Genomic DNA, 16254 nt, shown 5'->3' with positions numbered 1-16254 from the left:
GCATTAAGGTTCAATTTTCTATTTTAAGTTGCTTGTTTGCATCTCAAACTCATTCACGAAGGAAACGCCATGTCTTTTTATCCGCACCTGACAAAGCCATTAGATCTGGGATTTACCACCTTACCAAATCGTCTCTTGATGGGTTCCATGCACGTCGGACTGGAAGAAGTCGACAACGGCTTTGAACGCATGGCGGCGTTCTATTCCGAGCGTGCGCGCGGTGGTGTGGCTTTGATGGTGACAGGCGGCATAGCACCAAACGAACGTGCGCGTCCTATGCATGGCGGCGCGATGCTGACAACAGAAGCAGAGGCCGAGCACCACAAAATCGTGACTAAAGCCGTGCATGAAGCAGGCGGTAAAATTGCCATGCAGATATTACACTTTGGTCGTTATTCGTATCAGCCGACGTTGGTGGCACCAAGTGCCCTGAAAGCGCCGATCAATCCATTCACACCACATGCTTTAACGACGGCAGAAGTGGAAGAAACCATTTCCGATTTCGTCCGCTGCGCAAGTCTGGCACAGTACGCAGGTTACGACGGTGTTGAGGTCATGGGATCAGAAGGCTACCTGATCAATGAATTTATTGCTGCCCGCACGAATCAACGTGATGATGAATGGGGTGGTGCGTATGAAAACCGGATTCGTTTTCCGATAGAAATCGTGCGTCGTATTCGTGAAAAAGTCGGCACAAATTTCATCATCATCTATCGTTTGTCGATGCTTGATCTGGTGGAAGGTGGATCCACGCTGGAAGAAGTGATTCAATTAGCAAAAGCAATTGAAGCAGCTGGCGCGACCATCATCAACACCGGCATTGGCTGGCACGAAGCGCGCATTCCAACGATTGCCACCAAAGTCCCACGCGCGGCGTTTGCCTGGGTCACACAAAAACTCAAAGGGCATGTCAACATTCCGTTAGTGGCAACGAATCGCATCAACACGCCAGACATCGCTGAACAATTGTTGGCAGATAATTTCTGCGACATGGTGTCGATGGCGCGTCCTTTATTGGCTGATCCACTGTTCTTCAGAAAAGCAGAACAAGGTAAGGCCGATGAGATTAACACTTGCATCGGTTGTAACCAGGCGTGTCTGGATCATACCTTCGGTGGCAAATTGACTTCTTGCCTCGTCAATCCACGCGCTTGCCACGAAACAGAAATCATCGATCAACCAGTAACGACAGTCAAAAAAATTGCCGTCGTCGGCGCAGGCCCTGCAGGTCTGAGCTTCGCAACAACGGCAGCTAAGCGCGGCCACAGCGTGACGTTGTTTGATGCAGCAGCAGAAATCGGCGGGCAATTTAATATCGCAAAGCAGGTGCCTGGCAAAGAAGAGTTCTATGAAACTTTGCGTTATTTCGCAAAGCAAATCGAATTAACTGGCGTGCAATTACGTCTGAATACATTTGTGAAGCCGGACGAGCTGACTGATTTCGACGAAGTTGTTCTGGCAACCGGCATCACACCACGCACTCCTGATATCGAAGGCATAGACAATCCTAAAGTACTGAATTATCTCGATGTCATCAAGGAAAAAGCGCATGTTGGAAAAAATGTTGCGATTATCGGTGCAGGCGGTATTGGCTTTGACGTTGCCGAATATTTGAGCCACTCCGGCACCAGCGCCAGCCTTGATCCTAAAAAATTCTTTGCTGAATGGGGTGTCGATACCGATTACAAACATGTTGGTGGTTTGACCGAAGCACATATAGAAAAATCACCACGCCAGATTTATTTATTGCAACGTAAAACTTCTAAAGTTGGCGACGGCCTTGGCAAAACAACAGGCTGGATTCATCGCACTGGTTTGAAGAACCACGGCGTGCATATGTTTGCTGGTGTGACGTACAACAAAATCGATGACGCAGGCTTGCATGTGACCGTCGATGGTCAGCAAAAAACACTGCCGGTCGACAACGTGATTCTGTGTGCGGGTCAAGAACCACGCCGTGACCTGCAAGCAGCACTCGAAGCCGCTGGCAAAGTTGTGCATCTGATCGGCGGTGCGGATGTTGCAGCAGAACTCGATGCTAAACGTGCGATCAACCAGGGCACACGTTTAGGCGCGTCGATTTAAAAATGGTAGGGCGGGTGCAACCCGCCCCTACAAAAAATCGTCGTTTCAGCATTAATTTGCCATGGCTTGTACCACTAAAAATGATATCTACAAATTGGGAAACGAAAAGGAGACGAAAATGCCAACACTACAACCAAAGGTCGCCGCAAGCCTCGCACAGTGGCATCAAATGGTCGCCACACATGATCTCTCAGGTTTAATTGATATCTTGCATCCGGATGCCATTTTCCGCTCACCTATGGCGCATAAGCCCTACACGAGTGCGATTGCCGTCAATTTGATTTTGACGACCGTCTCCAATGTTTTTAGTGATTTTCAATACCACCGTGAATTCGCTACTGATGACGGTCTCAGCGTGATTCTGGAATTCAGCGCCAATGTTCAGGACAAGCAACTTAAGGGCGTGGACATTATTCGTTTTGACGAAGAAGGCAAGATCGTCGAATTTGAAGTAATGGTCAGACCCATGAGTGCTTTGCAGGTACTCGGGCAAGAAATGGCAAGCAGACTGGCGGCGTTTTTGCCTGCCTACAAAGCATTGTAGGACGCGTAATTTATTTCTTCGCCAATCCCAGATACGTTTCCACCACGCGCTGATCTTCTGCCAGATCAGCGGCGTTACCTTCGAGCGCGATTGCTCCGGTTTCGAGTACATACGCATAATCGGCGACTTGCAAAGCTGCACGTGCATTTTGCTCCACTAAAAGAATCGCAACGCCAGTTTGCTTTAAGCGTTGGATGATCTGAAAAATCTCTTTAACGATCAACGGTGCCAAGCCCAGGCTAGGTTCATCCAACATCAACAAACGTGGCTTTGCCATTAAAGCTCTGCCGAGTGCCAGCATCTGGCGCTCACCACCGGACAAGGTCCCCGCTTGCTGCGAGCGTCGTTCTTTTAAACGGGGAAATAAATCATAAACGACGCGCATTTGATCCGCGTAATCTTTCTCGCCTGCCTGATAACGTCGGTAGCTACCCAGTAACAAATTATCTTCCACCTTCATGCTGGCGAATAGCTCACGTTTTTCCGGCACCAACGACATACCAAGCGCCACACGCTTTTCTATAGCTATACCAGTCAGATTTTTTTCGCCAAACAATATTTGTCCAGATTGCGTACCGTTCGCAGGAAGTGCGCCAGCAATCGCATTGAGCATCGTCGATTTGCCAGCACCATTCGGGCCAATGACGGTAACGATTTGTCCGGCATCGACGGCAATGGCCGCAGGCTGCAAGGCTTGCACCTTTCCATAAAACACTTCAAGACTGCTGACGTGCAGTAAATTCATGGTTGATAAGCTCATCATTCCACCCCGCCAAGGTAAGCTTCTAAAACGGCAGGATGCTGCTGTATCATCTGTGGTTCGCCTTCAGCAATCTTGGTGCCAAACTCCATCACGACTAAATGGTCGGTGAGATTCATGACAAAATCCATATCGTGCTCTACCAATAAAATACTCATTCCTTCGGCACGTAATTTTTTTAATAGCGCTGCCAGCTCTTGTTTTTCCTGATAACGCAAACCGGCTGCTGGCTCGTCGAGCAAGAGCAGAATTGGATCGCAACATAAAGCACGGGCAATTTCTAAAATGCGCTGTTGTCCCAACGCCAGACTACCGGCCTCTTCATGCATCAGATGCGCTAGTCCGACGCGTTCAAGCTGACGACTCGCTTCTGCTAACAAGCGATCTTCTATTTTTCGGTCACCTCGAACAATGCTGGAAATCACATCAAGGAGTTCATTGCCTTTATTGCGTAAATGAGCACCAATGGCGACGTTTTCGAGCACGCTCATGGTGCTCAGTAGCCGCACGTGTTGAAAGCTTCTGGCAATCCCTCGTTGGACAATCTCACGGGAAGGTAATCCAGCGATATTCTGTAAGCCACGATCAGCATAAAAACGTATCGCACCACCAGTCAGCGGCAAGACACCAGTGATCAGATTGAACATTGTTGATTTGCCAGCGCCATTCGGGCCGATCAGTCCAACAATCTGACCAGCCAGAACGTGAAATTGAACGTCGTTGACTGCCAGTAAACCACCAAATTGTTTGCGTGCTTGATCGACTTCTAATATCAAGGTGTTTGCGGCTGGTTTGTCACGTTTTGGTAATGCTGTGGCTTGTCGGTTGACGATGAGAGTTTGTTTTTCAGGTAGCCAGTTTTTAAAAAGAAAACGACAAAACCGTGCCAGCGGTGGGAAGACGCCATCGCGTGCATATTGCAACAGCAGCACCAATAACACGCCAAAAACGATAATTTCAAAATTACCTTCTGTACCCAATAAAGCAGGCAAGATGGTTTGTAATTTATCTTTGAGGATTGTCAGTAATGCAGAACCAAGTAGCGCCCCCCAAACCTGTCCTGCACCACCAACAACGGTCATGAACAGATATTCGATACCTGCATTTAAACCGAATGGTGTCGGATTGACCGCCCGTTGCAAATGCGCGTACAGCCAGCCTGAGATACTTGCCAGCATCGCCGCTATGACAAAGATCAACAATTTGACTTTAAAGGTGTTCACGCCCATCGCTTCCGCCATCACAACGCCGCCTTTGAGTGCACGAATAGCGCGTCCGGGCCGCGACTGCAATAGATGCTGGATTGCAATCATGCAGAGTATTAAGATCAGCCAGATCAACACAAACATACTACGTCCACTGTTGAGAACAAAGCCAAAAAGATGGATGGCGGGTATGCCATTGAGCCCATCATACTTACCCAAAAATTCAGCATTTCCGAATAAATAAAACAGCGATAGTCCCCAGGCAATGGTACCAAGCGGCAGATAATGACCGGATAACCGCATGGTAATCATGCCAATTGCTAAAGCCGCGATAATCGTGATGCACAAACCAGCGATTAATCCCAGCCACGGTGAGTAAGCCAGGGTCGTACTCAAATACGCGCTGGTGTAAGCGCCGATACCAACAAAGGCAGCTTGCCCGAATGATGTCAGACCTCCGATACCGGTTAACAACACCAGACCAAGCGCAACGATCGCATATAACCCGATGTAATTGCCAAGCGTTATCCAGAATTCTGGTACTGGCAATGCAGGAATCAACAACAGGGCGGCGAGTAAAATAAACTGGCCGTGAGCGAGGATTTTTTTCATGCTTCTTCATCCTCATCATGTGTTTTTGTTGTCAATGAACGCCATAACAGGACGGGAATAATCAAAGTAAATACGATGACCTCCTTATAGGCACTGGCCCAAAATGAAGAATACGATTCCAGCAAACCAACCAGAATCGCACCGGCTGCCGCGAGCGGATAACTCACCAGACCGCCAACAATGGCACCGACAAAACCTTTGAGACCGATCAGAAAGCCACCGTCGTAATACACCGTGGTCATCGGTGCGATCAACACGCCGCATAAGGCACCGATGGCTGCTGCCAATGTGAATGCAAGACGTCCAGCTTGTTGAGTCCCTATCCCCACCAGCTGGGCGCCAAGCCGGTTCACGGCGGTGGCGCGCAATGTCTTACCAGATAAGCTGCGCTCGAAATAAAAATAAAGACCACCGATGAACAATACAGAGACTGCAATCACCACCAGACTTTGGCCGGATATCATCAAAGCACCAATCTCGAAATGCGCATCACTAAATGCCGTAGTGCGTGAGCCTTCAGCGCCAAACATGACCAGACCTAATCCTGTCAACGCAAAATGTACCCCAACCGACACAATCAACAATACCAGCGTACTTGCCTGGGCCAGGGGTTGATATGCGAGGCGGTAAATCATTGGTCCCATGGGAACCACCATTGCCAGCGCCAACACGACCTGTGCGAACAAAGGCCAGTCTTGTAAAGCGAAGTGACGTGCACTCAAGCACAACATCAATGGCAGTGCGATCAGCGTCAACCCTGATAACAGAATGCCTCTCCAGACGGTATCGGCATTTGTCTGTGCCGATTGCATACGTAAAACAACGAAGGTCTGTTTCAACCAGCAAAGGGCACCAAGTACCAACAACAGACTCGCCGTTTGGGGTGCTTTACCATTTTGTATAGCCGCCAGCGTTAAGGCACCATAGGCGACAAATTCACCTTGCGGGATAAAAATAATCCGGGTAACGGAAAACACCAATACCAAAGCGAGTGCCAGCAAGGCATACACCGCCCCGCTGGTAATGCCATCTTGCGCCAGAATGGCGGCAATTGATAAATCCATGGAAAGCTAACTTTCTGAATAGAATAGAGAATGATCGTTCTCAAAGAACGATCATACGCAGCGGAAAATTAATATCCTGAGCTGATCAGTTTCCATTTACCGCCAACAATTTGCACCATCACGCGTGAGCGCTGATCAAAGCCCACATGATCATTGGCGTTCATATTGATGATGCCGTGTGATACCGCCAGGTTGCTGGTGTTTTCAATCGCCGTGCGTAAAGCAGCACGGAATTCTTTACTGCCGGGTTGGGCTTTTTTAAGTGCCGTTGGCACCGCATTGTCGATTAACATACCGGCGTCCCACGCATGTCCACCGAAGGTAGAAACGCTGCCAGCACCATAGGTTTTTTCATATGCCGCGGTATATTTTAAAGCAGAGGCTTTCACTGGATTGTCTGCGGCTAATTGGGTCGCGACCAATAAAGGCCCGGCAGGTAAAAACGTACCCTCGCAGTCCTTGCCACAAACGCGTAAGAAATCATTATTAGCGACACCATGGGTCTGATATATTTTTCCTTTGTAGCCACGTTCTTTCAAGGTTTTTTGCGGTAATGCAGCAGGTGTACCCGCACCGGCAATCAGAACGGCATCCGGGTTGCTGGCCATGATTTTCAATACCTGACCAGTGACCGATGTATCCGGTCTGGCGAAGCGTTCATTGGCAAGGATTTTTATTTTTTTGAGTTCAGCGAGTTTTGAAAATTCTTTATACCAACCTTCGCCATAAGCATCGTTAAATCCAATAAACGCCACCGTTTTTATACCTGTGTCAGCCATGTGACTGATAATCGCGGTCGACATATGCGAATCATTTTGTGGCGTTTTAAATACCCATGAGCGTTTGGCATCCATAGGTGCAATGATGGAGGCTGATGCTGCCATAGAGATCATCGGTGTTTCGCTCTCTGCAGCCACATCTATCATCGCTAATGATGGAGGTGCAATCGTCGAGCCTATCAATAAATCGACCTTGTCTTCAGAAATTAATTTGCGTGCGTTTTTGACTGCTGTCGTGGTGTCAGAGGCATCATCGAGAATGATGTACTCGACTTTTCTTCCAGCAATTTCTTTGGGCAATAATGCAAAAGTATTTTTTTCAGGAATACCTAACGAAGCGCCAGCACCGGTCGCTGATACGTTGACCCCCACCTTGATCTGTGACCACGCTGGTGTACTTAAAAGCAAAGACATTAAGGTAGGCAGTGCCGCGAGAAAAAAACGTTTCTTCATGGGTAGGTCTCCGGAGGTAATGAATGATGTGGGCATGTTCCTGCCCTGATTTTCGAGTGTACCCCCGACGTGAAAAAAGCACAAACTGGGACTCACCCGGGCTGTGCTTTTTGAAACAGGATTGCGCTATATCAGCTTATTTCACATTACTCGTGTGATTAGTCAGACACTAAGTCCACACTAAACACTCCCCTGAGTGAATTGCAGAGCATGATTTGTTGAGCGTGTTGTAAATCATCCCGTGTTAGCGATTTTTCAGATAAGCGATAGCGAGGATCATTCAATAGTTCACCACGCATAATGCCTGGCAATACACCATCGGATAAGGGTGGTGTGTACCAACGTCCATCAATCTGCAATAGCACGTTGCTGCGGCCGCCTTCTGTCAGATAACCGTGCTCGTTGAAAAACAGCATATCAAACGCACCGCGTTGTTCGGCGGTTTTCCAGGCAGCATCGTATTGCTGCCTCAGGCTGGTTTTGTGTTGCAGAAATAAATTCCGGCTATGGGTCATGGTTTCTGCCAACAAAACCTGAGGACGCGAATCAAAAGGTGTTAATACCCCCGTGTTGACCGAGACCTGCCCGTTCGGATTGATGCTTAAACGTAGACGATAAGGCGTTTGGGGGAGGAATTTGTCACAGGCTTGTTGCAGCCTATGCGTAATTTCGGTTTCGTCCCATTTAAAGCCAAAATATTCAGCGGAGTGCCGCAAGCGTTGTAAGTGTTGATAACGGCGACGACAGCCATCTTCATACGTTGCGTACATAGTTTCGAATAATTCAAACGGCGCTTGCAAACCAGTCAGAAAACGTGCTTTGAGCTGGCACTCCGCAAACTCATCACTGGCGACACTATCGTAGACAATGCCTGCACCCACCCCCATGACACCACGTCGAACTTGCAGTGAATGTGCAGTATCCGGTGCTTGCAATTGCAAAGTACGGATTGGTACTGACAAACAAAAATCGCCGGGTATTTGTTGGATGCGCAGTTCTTTCGCCGGTGGATCAAACCAGCCTATCGCGCCGGTATATAAATCACGCGGTGCAGATTCGATCTCGCGAATGATTTCCATCGTACGATGTTTGGGCGCGCCGGTTATCGAACCACATGGAAATAACGCAGTCAAAATATCCACCAGTGTTAAGTCTTTGCGTAATTGCGCATTCACAGTCGATGTCATTTGCAAAACACTCGAAAAGCGCGTGACTTCAAACAGCTTAGGTACACTCACCGTTCCAGTTTCTGCGATACGCCCCAGATCATTGCGTAACAAATCGACGATCATCAGATTTTCGGCACGGTTCTTCATATCGGCAGCCAATTCGGCGGCGATCTTCTGATCTTGTACCGCATCACCAGTCGCAGCAGCAGTGCCCTTCATGGGGCGAGCTTGTAATTGCCCCTTGCTGTGACGTACAAATAATTCTGGCGACATAGAAACCACCGCCTCACCTTCCGGCAACACAATCAAAGCCCCGTAGGGGACTGGTTGTCGCTCACGTAAGCGACGATACAAGTGCAGCGGACTGCCATACGCATCAAAATGTAAGCGATAGGTGTAATTCACCTGATACGTGTCACCTGCGGCAATATAGGACTGCACTTTCGCAATCGCTGCATCAAATTGCTGTTCGTTCACATTGGCGCGAATATGTGCGATACCCGCAGCTACCTGGTGCTGGTCTTGATCACCAGCGGTCATGTGCGCAAGAAAAGCGACTACCTCATTTTGATTCAATTGATAGCAGGTTTTAAACAGCAGAATTTTTGAAATAGCAGGCGTCTCACGTTCTTGAATGTTCAGTAACTGCGCGCCAGTTTCATACGACAACAAGCTCACCGCATAGTAGCCTTGATGCAATGCCTGTTCGAGACCTTCTATCAACGTTGGCCATTGCGTTTTCTCTGCACATAGTAATACCTGTTGCAAATCAACATAGAGCCGCGACTGTGCCGACTCAGCAAGAGCGTCGTCGAGCAGTACAAATGTCTGGTTTGCCTTCTGCAATTGCGTGGCAACCATCAAACTATCAAAAATTGAAGACACGATTTTTCTTAAACATGGACTTGTGTCGAAGTTTACTCGCAGATGAGCAGCTTTGCATCAGATGACAAATTTTTAAGTACGATGTGGCATCACGAAAAATTTCCCATTTGAAAAACAACCTGGCACCTATAAAGTGTGTAGATGCGACAAATGCTTGTTGCGCCGATTAAGAATTGGAATTCTTCTTGCTCTCGATGAAAACTTACGCAAAACTATTCCAAGCAGTTAAGATACCGACAAGAATTAGTATAACGAAGTCTCCTGAAGCGTCGTTTTTGCAAAGCAAGCACGTAAATACTTCACCTTTATGGTATTGATGCCTAAAAATTAGACAATCAGATGGAAAATAATCACTTACGCGCTCCGATCGCACCGTCTATTTTCAGACAACACTTGCTCGCATTGAGTCTGGCAATGGGTGCTGCGCTGCTGTTAAGTACCTTTATTGCAGGCTTTGAAGTCTATAAGCAAATGCACAGCGAATTGCTGCTTAAATCAGTCATGCTGGGAAATAACCTTTCTGATCGACTCATTGCGGGTGATACTCGTGGCATGCAAAATCTGGTGTTGAACACCGCGGGTGATCACGAAATACTGACGATCACCCTCTATGACAATAAAGGACATCCTATTTTGTCGTCGGGCAATGGTAGCTTAGTTAATACTGAGAATTACCCGGATATTGTTCCTCAACAGACTTCTAGCTTCGCTTTTTATCCTGACAATATTTTGATCAGCACACCGATTGCTGACAATAGCGGCGTACATGGACAATTGGTTGTACAAAGCCGGACAATGCCTTTGTATCGTCAGATCGTTCAACTTTTCATTTGTTTCCTGGTCGGTTTCATCGCGATTACTATTGTGACAGCCTATGTACTAACCAAGAAGCAAATGCGTTTATTGCAACCAGCATTGAGTCTTGCTGATGTTGCAGAGAAAGTTGCAAGCACGGGGGACTATAGTATTCGTGCATCGGTAGAAACGACCGGCGATCTGAGTAATTTAAGTATGTACTTCAACCTGATGCTTGCGCGGATGGAAGCATGGGAAGCGGATATGCATAGCGAAGCGCATGAGCGACGCGAAGCAGAAAGCCGCTTGAGCATTTTAGAAAACCACGATAGCCTGACCAAGCTACCAAACCGCCATTTCTTCCACAGATTGCTGACAAATAATCTCGAAGATGCCGTTGCCAATCACGAAATGATGGCATTGATGTTTATCGATCTGGATCATTTTAAAAGCATTAGCGACACCTACGGTTACGATGCCTGTGATCAAATTCTGACCATTATGGCGCAACGTTTGTCGGAAGTGTTACGCAGTACAGATACGTTATGCCGGGTCGATGCCGATGAATTTGCGGCAGTATTGCCACGTGTAGAAAAACTGGACACCGTAAAAAGCCTCGCAGAACGTTTGGTCACCGCGATGCAAAAACCGCTGACGCTCGATGGCAAGCATTTTATTGTAACCGGCAGCATAGGCATTGCCTGCTGCCCTTTGCATGCTGTTGATCAGCGCCTGTTCTTACATTTGGCCGACGTGGCACTCAAAGCAGCTAAACAAGCTGGTAGAAACACCTGGTGCCTCTATGACTCGAATAGTATGGGCGAAGCGGACTTGATACTCTAAATTATCTGCATGCTACCAGCACGTGCAATGCTGGTAGCAATCGTCTTTCAACAGAATTTCAATACTTGATATTCAAACGACGGTATAGAAACCCAAGGACGAATAAAGGGCCAATCAATAAAAAGCGCAGATCCTCAAAGAATGAAGGTTTCTTTCCTTCAATTTTGTGCCCAATAAACTGCCCTATCCACGCAATAACAAAAATCAGCAACGACAGCTTCCAGATATGCGCTTGCGGCAATTGCTGCAAAATCAGCAGCATCGCTGCCGACATGACTAGCATGCCAATTGCAAAACGAACCGATAAAAAGAAATAGTAGATCAGGCTAGTCATGACTGCAGCGCAAGCTGCTAAAGGATGTGCTGACCAGATCATGCCTAAAAATGAAAACACGATGGCGGGTACGCAAATGCAATGAATGATTTCATTGGTCGGATGCAAATGGCTTTCGGCATATTTGCTGAGCAATAAATCGATTTGTCGCCGTCGGTTTTGTGCATCGTGGTTGCCATCGAGATGGCTATCAGATAGTTTCATTTCTGTCTCCTGTCACAGTTTGCTACTGTGTAATTTTATAATGTCAGAGGTGCGGCGCTTTTTGCGCCGCCATCACATCATACTGCGGAAACAGAAAAAATGGCGAGCTTTGCGGGCTCAACGCAACAGCATCGCAATTTGCAATGCTGCCTGTTCGGTAGGTAATTGTTTAAAGCCAGTTTTAGCAAAACGCATCCAGCGTCCAAGTACAAAACTGCACAGTAAAGAAGCACGTACCGTTGCTTCCGACTCTGGCAGATGACCTTGCGATGCGGCTAAACGTAAAGATTGCCTGAATGCCATTTCAATGCGTTCTGCCAACTGATTCATACGTACTTGCAGACGCTCATCCTCATTGACCAGTACGTCGCCGATCAACACCCGGGTCATACCTGGATTACGTTCAGAGAAATTGAGCAACATCTGAATAATCGCCTGCGTCTGTAGCAGACCATCTTCTTGTTGTTCGCTGATCTGATTGATTAAGCCAAAAATCGAGCTCTCAATAAACTCAATCAGGCCTTCAAACATTTGTGCCTTACTGGCGAAATGACGATACAAGGCGGCCTCAGACACTTCGACCTTCGCGGCTAAGGCAGCCGTGGTGATCTTTTCGCCTTTCGGGTTTTCCAGCATGCTTGCCAGCGTCTGAAGTATCTGTAATTTGCGCTCGCCAGGTTTGGTACTTGCCATTTTTCTTTGTTCTGAGTAACTAAATAAATTGAATAATTTGAAGCAGATGGGTCACAACTTTGCAGTTCATTGCAGAAGTGTCGACCAACTACGCCTTCCGTACCATCTACAGATGCGGGCTCCAGATTTTATGTGAAACAGGCTATGTATGTGAAGTGATAAAAAGAATATTCTGTCAGATATTCAACTTGACTTCGGTTCATATTTCATCAGCTTAGTCTATTTCACGCGACTTATACTAAAAACTGTCGATATCGCTGAGACAGACCTAAGACCGATGTTGTGCTGAGATCAACGCACGCTGCCGGACGTTGGTGTAAATGTACTGGCGTGTAGCCTTTAATTAAGACCGTGCGGAGTCCTACACTTTTAGCGGCACGCAGATTATCGAGACTGTCTTCAACTAACACGCATTGCTTGGCGCTCAGACGATTCATTGCTAATAATTTATGCAAAAACGGTCGTGATGGCTTGGGTTGCAATTTACCATGCACCCGCATTTGTTCAACTGAGATATGCGCATCAAAATGTCGATGCAATTTCAAATGCCGCATCACACGCTGCGAATAGTCTTGTGGGGCATTCGTGAATAATATTTTTTTACCTGGCAAACGGCGCAAAATACGCACCAGGCCACGCTGTGCCCGGATCATGGCACGCAGATCATCAAACGCATGTGCGGCTTGCAGAAACTCCTCGGCCTTGACGCCATGATGCCTGACCATACCCAGCATCGTGACACCGTAGCGCTGATAATAATCTTGCCGCACGGCGTTCACGGTGGCCTCATCAGCTGGGTTGGTACCATCGCCAAGAACGTCAGCAATATATGCATTCATGTTCCGGTTGATCGCCGGAAAGATCGCATGCGAAGCATTATGCAACGTATTGTCGAGATCAAACAGCCAGACCAGAGAGGATTGCTTTTTCATTGCACACCTCTGCTACTGAGTGTTTGACCTGGAGACGCAAAAAACGTAAAAGGAGATAAAGTTTGCAAATGAACGGTGCAAATTAATGACTGCGGATCATGGTACCGAACGCCTGCTCAGTCAACACTTCCAACAGCAAAGAATGCTCGATACGGCCATCAATAATATGTACTGTGTTCACACCAGATTTTGCTGCGTCCAATGCAGACGAGATCTTCGGTAACATACCGCCGGAAATCGTCCCATCAGCAAACATCTCGTCAATTTCACGTGCTGACAAGTCTGTCACGAGATTACCTTGCTTATCTAACACGCCAGGAATATTGGTCATCATGATCAATTTTTCGGCTTTCAGGATTTCCGCAATCTTGCCTGCAACCAGATCGGCATTAATGTTATATGCCTGACCGTCGTCGCCAAAACCGATCGGGGAGATGATAGGAATAAACGCGTCGTCTTGCAGCGCCTTAACCACCGCTGGATTGATGGCATCAATTTCACCAACATAACCAATATCCAACATTTCGCCCGGATTTTCGCGGTCTGGCATCAGCATTTTTCGGGCGCGGATCAAACCACCGTCTTTGCCGGTCAAACCAACCGCCTGACCACCATAGTGATTAATCAACATCACGATATCTTGTTGAACTTCACCGCCGAGTACCCATTCAACAACTTCCATGGTTTCTTCGTCGGTGATGCGCATACCCTGGATAAAATTACCCTGCTTGCCCATTTTTTTGAGCGCATTATCAATTTGCGGGCCACCGCCGTGAACGACCACTGGGTTCATACCCACCAATTTCAACAAAATCACGTCACGTGCGAAGCCATGTTTCAGGCGTTCTTCGGTCATTGCGTTGCCGCCGTATTTAACGACGATGGTTTTGCCGTGGAATTTGCGGATATACGGCAGCGCTTCTGCCAGGATCTCTGCTTTGATGACGGGTTCGACGCCAGCTAATTTATCTACTGGTGTTGCTGCGTTTGCGTTCAAATCGCTCATAATGACGGTATCCTGAAGGTATCATGAAGGGTTTATTCGATAGGCCTGAATTTTACAGGATAATGCTAGCTTTTCCGCGCCAATTCATTTTTTGAATTTTATGTCATCTTTAATCGACCTGCATCAACAACTGGAAGGTATGCGCCCAGCATTGCTGCGGTTCGCCTTACTGCAGTTACGGAATCAAAATGCGGCAGAAGACGCCGTACAAGAAACCTTGCTCGCTGTGCTGGAAAAACCCGACAGTTTTGCTGGTCAATCAAGTTTGCGTACTTATGTGACCGGAATATTAAAATTTAAAATTATCGACCATATCCGCAGCTTGAAAAGAGAAGTCGCGCTCGACACTTCGGACGACGAGTCTGAGACAGATTTGATTGATAGTTTATTTAAAGCCAACGGTCACACTGTTAACATGCCAGCAGCCTGGGGTGAGCCTGAATCAACTCTGCAACAAAAAGATTTTTTCCGGGTTTTAGAAATTTGCCTGGAAAATTTACCTGAAAAAACGGCACGGGTATTTATGATGCGCGAATGGCTGGAACTTGATACCGAAGAAATTTGTAAGGAATTGGGTTTAACTACGTCTAATCTATGGGTGGTCTTGTATCGCGCCCGCCTTCGGCTACGTGAATGTTTAGACCTGAATTGGTTTGGCAATCATTGATACAGGAAACCAGACAGGAAGCTAATTTATGCGATTTTTCTTATACTCTTGCAAACAAGCACATCAGATGGTCTCTGAGGGACTAGATCGGCCTTTGTCGGTGAGTGAACGTGCCCGTTTAAAAATGCATTTGTCGATTTGCGATGCCTGTACCAATTTTAATGGTCAGATGCAGTTCTTACGAAAAGCAATGCACAAAGTATCACACGACGTTGATCCAACAGCAAAACCTGATGCGAAAGATAGGCAGCAATGAGTATTTGCCAGCGCTGTCAGCAAGAATTCACTTGTGCGGTAGCAGACAAATCAGAGCAGCCTTGTTGGTGTATGGTAGTGCCTGCAATGGATTTGTCTTTATGGCCAGATACCAAAATCAAGGCGGATGCGACTTGCCTGTGTCCACGCTGTCTGCCCGTCTGGAAATCTGAACTTATCAACGCAAAAAGCAAAGTGTAAAGATTTCAGTTACCATAGTGAATCCGGTAATAGGCCTTTCCTATAGGAATTTTGCATGTCTAACGATCAGCCCATCGCTTACCAAGCGGTCAACATCCCCACTTCTCAACGTATTCGTGAGCGCTTGCAAGCAAGCAAAACGCGCTTTCACGCCAATGACAATATTGCTAAGTTTATTGAACCAGGTGAATTGGCAGAACTGCAAGCGGAAGTAGAAGAAAAATTACGTGCAGTACTTCAGAGCCTGGTAATCGATACCGAAAGCGATCACAACACGCAGGATACCGGACGCCGTGTAGCAAAAATGTTCATCAACGAAGTGTTCCACGGTCGTTATGTACCTATGCCGTCGGTTACCGAATTTCCGAACGCTTCGCATCTGAATGAGTTGATGATTATCGGACCAATCACCGTCCGCAGTGCATGCTCACATCATTTGTGCCCGATTATGGGTAAGGTGTGGATAGGTGTGATGCCTAACGAGCATTCCAATCTGATTGGCTTGTCTAAATACGCGCGGATTGCTGAATGGATTATGAGTCGCCCTCAAATTCAAGAAGAAGCAGTGGTACAACTGGCCGATGCTTTGCAAGAAAAAATGCAACCGGACGGGCTGGCAGTTGTCATGGAAGCTGACCACTTTTGTATGCACTGGCGTGGTGTTAAGGATACCGAAGCAAAAATGATCAATAGCGTAATGCATGGTTCTTTTTTGAAAGATCCAAATCTACGCCGCGAGTTTTTGTCGCTCATTAAGCGCTAATGACG

Annotated in this window: 16 protein-coding genes; 7 read left to right on the top strand and 9 right to left on the bottom strand. The window is 47.2% G+C overall.

Annotated elements, in window-relative coordinates; genetic code table 11:
- The first annotated feature begins 69 nt into the window (after positions 1 to 69).
- Together ACO0KY_RS00390 and ACO0KY_RS00385 are read left to right on the top strand one after the other, a co-directional pair.
- Positions 70 to 2085 (top strand): FAD-dependent oxidoreductase, encoded by a 2016-nt coding sequence (locus ACO0KY_RS00390; RefSeq protein ID WP_423043344.1) that lies wholly within the window; start codon positions 70 to 72, stop codon positions 2083 to 2085.
- A 118-nt stretch (positions 2086 to 2203) separates the two neighbouring features.
- Positions 2204 to 2629, top strand: a complete 426-nt coding sequence (locus ACO0KY_RS00385; protein WP_423043343.1) for a nuclear transport factor 2 family protein — start codon at positions 2204 to 2206, stop codon at positions 2627 to 2629.
- Positions 2630 to 2639: 10 nt separating this feature from the next.
- On the opposite strand, the gene ACO0KY_RS00380 is transcribed toward ACO0KY_RS00385, so the two are convergent.
- From ACO0KY_RS00380 to pabB, 5 genes are all read right to left on the bottom strand, one after another.
- Entirely contained in the window at positions 2640 to 3389 is a 750-nt protein-coding gene (locus ACO0KY_RS00380; protein WP_423043341.1) for an ABC transporter ATP-binding protein, read from the bottom strand.
- Positions 3389 to 5206, bottom strand: coding sequence for an ABC transporter permease subunit (locus ACO0KY_RS00375; RefSeq protein WP_423043339.1), 1818 nt, complete (start codon positions 5204 to 5206; stop codon positions 3389 to 3391). The genes ACO0KY_RS00380 and ACO0KY_RS00375 overlap by 1 nt, the downstream gene beginning before the upstream one ends.
- Positions 5203 to 6270, bottom strand: coding sequence for a branched-chain amino acid ABC transporter permease (locus ACO0KY_RS00370; RefSeq protein WP_423043337.1), 1068 nt, complete (start codon positions 6268 to 6270; stop codon positions 5203 to 5205). Before ACO0KY_RS00370 ends, ACO0KY_RS00375 begins: the two co-directional genes overlap by 4 nt.
- Before the next feature lie 68 nt (positions 6271 to 6338).
- Entirely contained in the window at positions 6339 to 7463 is a 1125-nt protein-coding gene (locus ACO0KY_RS00365; protein WP_423044125.1) for an ABC transporter substrate-binding protein, read from the bottom strand.
- Between the two features lie 197 nt (positions 7464 to 7660).
- On the bottom strand, positions 7661 to 9556 hold the full coding sequence (gene pabB, locus ACO0KY_RS00360; RefSeq protein ID WP_423043334.1) for an aminodeoxychorismate synthase component I: 1896 nt from the start codon (positions 9554 to 9556) through the stop codon (positions 7661 to 7663).
- Between the two features lie 339 nt (positions 9557 to 9895).
- On the opposite strand from pabB, the gene ACO0KY_RS00355 reads away from it, so the two are divergent.
- On the top strand, positions 9896 to 11194 hold the full coding sequence (locus ACO0KY_RS00355) for a diguanylate cyclase domain-containing protein (RefSeq protein ID WP_423043332.1): 1299 nt from the start codon (positions 9896 to 9898) through the stop codon (positions 11192 to 11194).
- A 58-nt stretch (positions 11195 to 11252) separates the two neighbouring features.
- On the opposite strand, the gene ACO0KY_RS00350 is transcribed toward ACO0KY_RS00355, so the two are convergent.
- From ACO0KY_RS00350 to argB, 4 genes are all read right to left on the bottom strand, one after another.
- Complete coding sequence (locus tag ACO0KY_RS00350; protein ID WP_423043330.1) at positions 11253 to 11732, bottom strand: DUF962 domain-containing protein; 480 nt, start codon at positions 11730 to 11732, stop codon at positions 11253 to 11255.
- Between the two features lie 117 nt (positions 11733 to 11849).
- Positions 11850 to 12425, bottom strand: coding sequence for a nucleoid occlusion factor SlmA (slmA, locus tag ACO0KY_RS00345; RefSeq protein ID WP_186912703.1), 576 nt, complete (start codon positions 12423 to 12425; stop codon positions 11850 to 11852).
- Between the two features lie 233 nt (positions 12426 to 12658).
- Positions 12659 to 13357 carry a pyrimidine 5'-nucleotidase gene (locus ACO0KY_RS00340; protein WP_423043327.1) on the bottom strand — a complete coding sequence of 233 codons (699 nt, stop codon included), beginning with the start codon at positions 13355 to 13357 and terminating at the stop codon, positions 12659 to 12661.
- 82 nt (positions 13358 to 13439) lie between these two features.
- Positions 13440 to 14363 (bottom strand): acetylglutamate kinase, encoded by a 924-nt coding sequence (argB, locus tag ACO0KY_RS00335; protein WP_246447306.1) that lies wholly within the window; start codon positions 14361 to 14363, stop codon positions 13440 to 13442.
- Between the two features lie 100 nt (positions 14364 to 14463).
- Here argB and ACO0KY_RS00330 point away from each other — a divergent pair, with 100 nt between their 5' ends.
- From ACO0KY_RS00330 to folE, 4 genes are read left to right on the top strand one after another with little or no spacing between them, the layout of a single operon-like run.
- On the top strand, positions 14464 to 15030 hold the full coding sequence (locus ACO0KY_RS00330) for a sigma-70 family RNA polymerase sigma factor (RefSeq protein WP_423043325.1): 567 nt from the start codon (positions 14464 to 14466) through the stop codon (positions 15028 to 15030).
- Positions 15031 to 15058: 28 nt separating this feature from the next.
- Positions 15059 to 15286: a zf-HC2 domain-containing protein gene (locus ACO0KY_RS00325; protein WP_423043323.1), complete on the top strand. Its 228-nt coding sequence runs from the start codon at positions 15059 to 15061 to the stop codon at positions 15284 to 15286.
- Positions 15283 to 15486: a cysteine-rich CWC family protein gene (locus ACO0KY_RS00320; protein ID WP_423043321.1), complete on the top strand. Its 204-nt coding sequence runs from the start codon at positions 15283 to 15285 to the stop codon at positions 15484 to 15486. The genes ACO0KY_RS00325 and ACO0KY_RS00320 overlap by 4 nt, the downstream gene beginning before the upstream one ends.
- Before the next feature lie 55 nt (positions 15487 to 15541).
- Positions 15542 to 16249: a GTP cyclohydrolase I gene (gene folE, locus ACO0KY_RS00315; protein ID WP_186912698.1), complete on the top strand. Its 708-nt coding sequence runs from the start codon at positions 15542 to 15544 to the stop codon at positions 16247 to 16249.
- Positions 16250 to 16254 lie beyond the last annotated feature (5 nt).

The sequence above is a fragment of the Undibacterium sp. Dicai25W genome (assembly GCF_049340505.1).
In the GTDB taxonomy this organism is placed as follows: Bacteria; Pseudomonadota; Gammaproteobacteria; order Burkholderiales; family Burkholderiaceae_D; genus Undibacterium; species Undibacterium jejuense.
This window is presented reverse-complemented; position numbering and strand designations above follow the sequence as displayed.

What these genes read in the sequence shown, in the direction of transcription:
- ACO0KY_RS00385 (WP_423043343.1), top strand. Translation starts at nt 2,204, where the DNA reads ATGCCAACACTACAACCAAAGGTCGCCGCAAGCCTCGCACAGTGGCAT.
- ACO0KY_RS00325 (WP_423043323.1), top strand. Translation starts at nt 15,059, where the DNA reads ATGCGATTTTTCTTATACTCTTGCAAACAAGCACATCAGATGGTCTCT.
- ACO0KY_RS00350 (WP_423043330.1), bottom strand. Translation starts at nt 11,732, where the DNA reads ATGAAACTATCTGATAGCCATCTCGATGGCAACCACGATGCACAAAAC.
- folE (WP_186912698.1), top strand. Translation starts at nt 15,542, where the DNA reads ATGTCTAACGATCAGCCCATCGCTTACCAAGCGGTCAACATCCCCACT.
- argB (WP_246447306.1), bottom strand. Translation starts at nt 14,363, where the DNA reads ATGAGCGATTTGAACGCAAACGCAGCAACACCAGTAGATAAATTAGCT.
- ACO0KY_RS00380 (WP_423043341.1), bottom strand. Translation starts at nt 3,389, where the DNA reads ATGAGCTTATCAACCATGAATTTACTGCACGTCAGCAGTCTTGAAGTG.
- slmA (WP_186912703.1), bottom strand. Translation starts at nt 12,425, where the DNA reads ATGGCAAGTACCAAACCTGGCGAGCGCAAATTACAGATACTTCAGACG.
- ACO0KY_RS00370 (WP_423043337.1), bottom strand. Translation starts at nt 6,270, where the DNA reads ATGGATTTATCAATTGCCGCCATTCTGGCGCAAGATGGCATTACCAGC.
- ACO0KY_RS00365 (WP_423044125.1), bottom strand. Translation starts at nt 7,463, where the DNA reads ATGTCTTTGCTTTTAAGTACACCAGCGTGGTCACAGATCAAGGTGGGG.
- ACO0KY_RS00390 (WP_423043344.1), top strand. Translation starts at nt 70, where the DNA reads ATGTCTTTTTATCCGCACCTGACAAAGCCATTAGATCTGGGATTTACC.
- ACO0KY_RS00340 (WP_423043327.1), bottom strand. Translation starts at nt 13,357, where the DNA reads ATGAAAAAGCAATCCTCTCTGGTCTGGCTGTTTGATCTCGACAATACG.
- ACO0KY_RS00320 (WP_423043321.1), top strand. Translation starts at nt 15,283, where the DNA reads ATGAGTATTTGCCAGCGCTGTCAGCAAGAATTCACTTGTGCGGTAGCA.
- ACO0KY_RS00330 (WP_423043325.1), top strand. Translation starts at nt 14,464, where the DNA reads ATGTCATCTTTAATCGACCTGCATCAACAACTGGAAGGTATGCGCCCA.
- ACO0KY_RS00375 (WP_423043339.1), bottom strand. Translation starts at nt 5,206, where the DNA reads ATGAAAAAAATCCTCGCTCACGGCCAGTTTATTTTACTCGCCGCCCTG.
- ACO0KY_RS00355 (WP_423043332.1), top strand. Translation starts at nt 9,896, where the DNA reads ATGGAAAATAATCACTTACGCGCTCCGATCGCACCGTCTATTTTCAGA.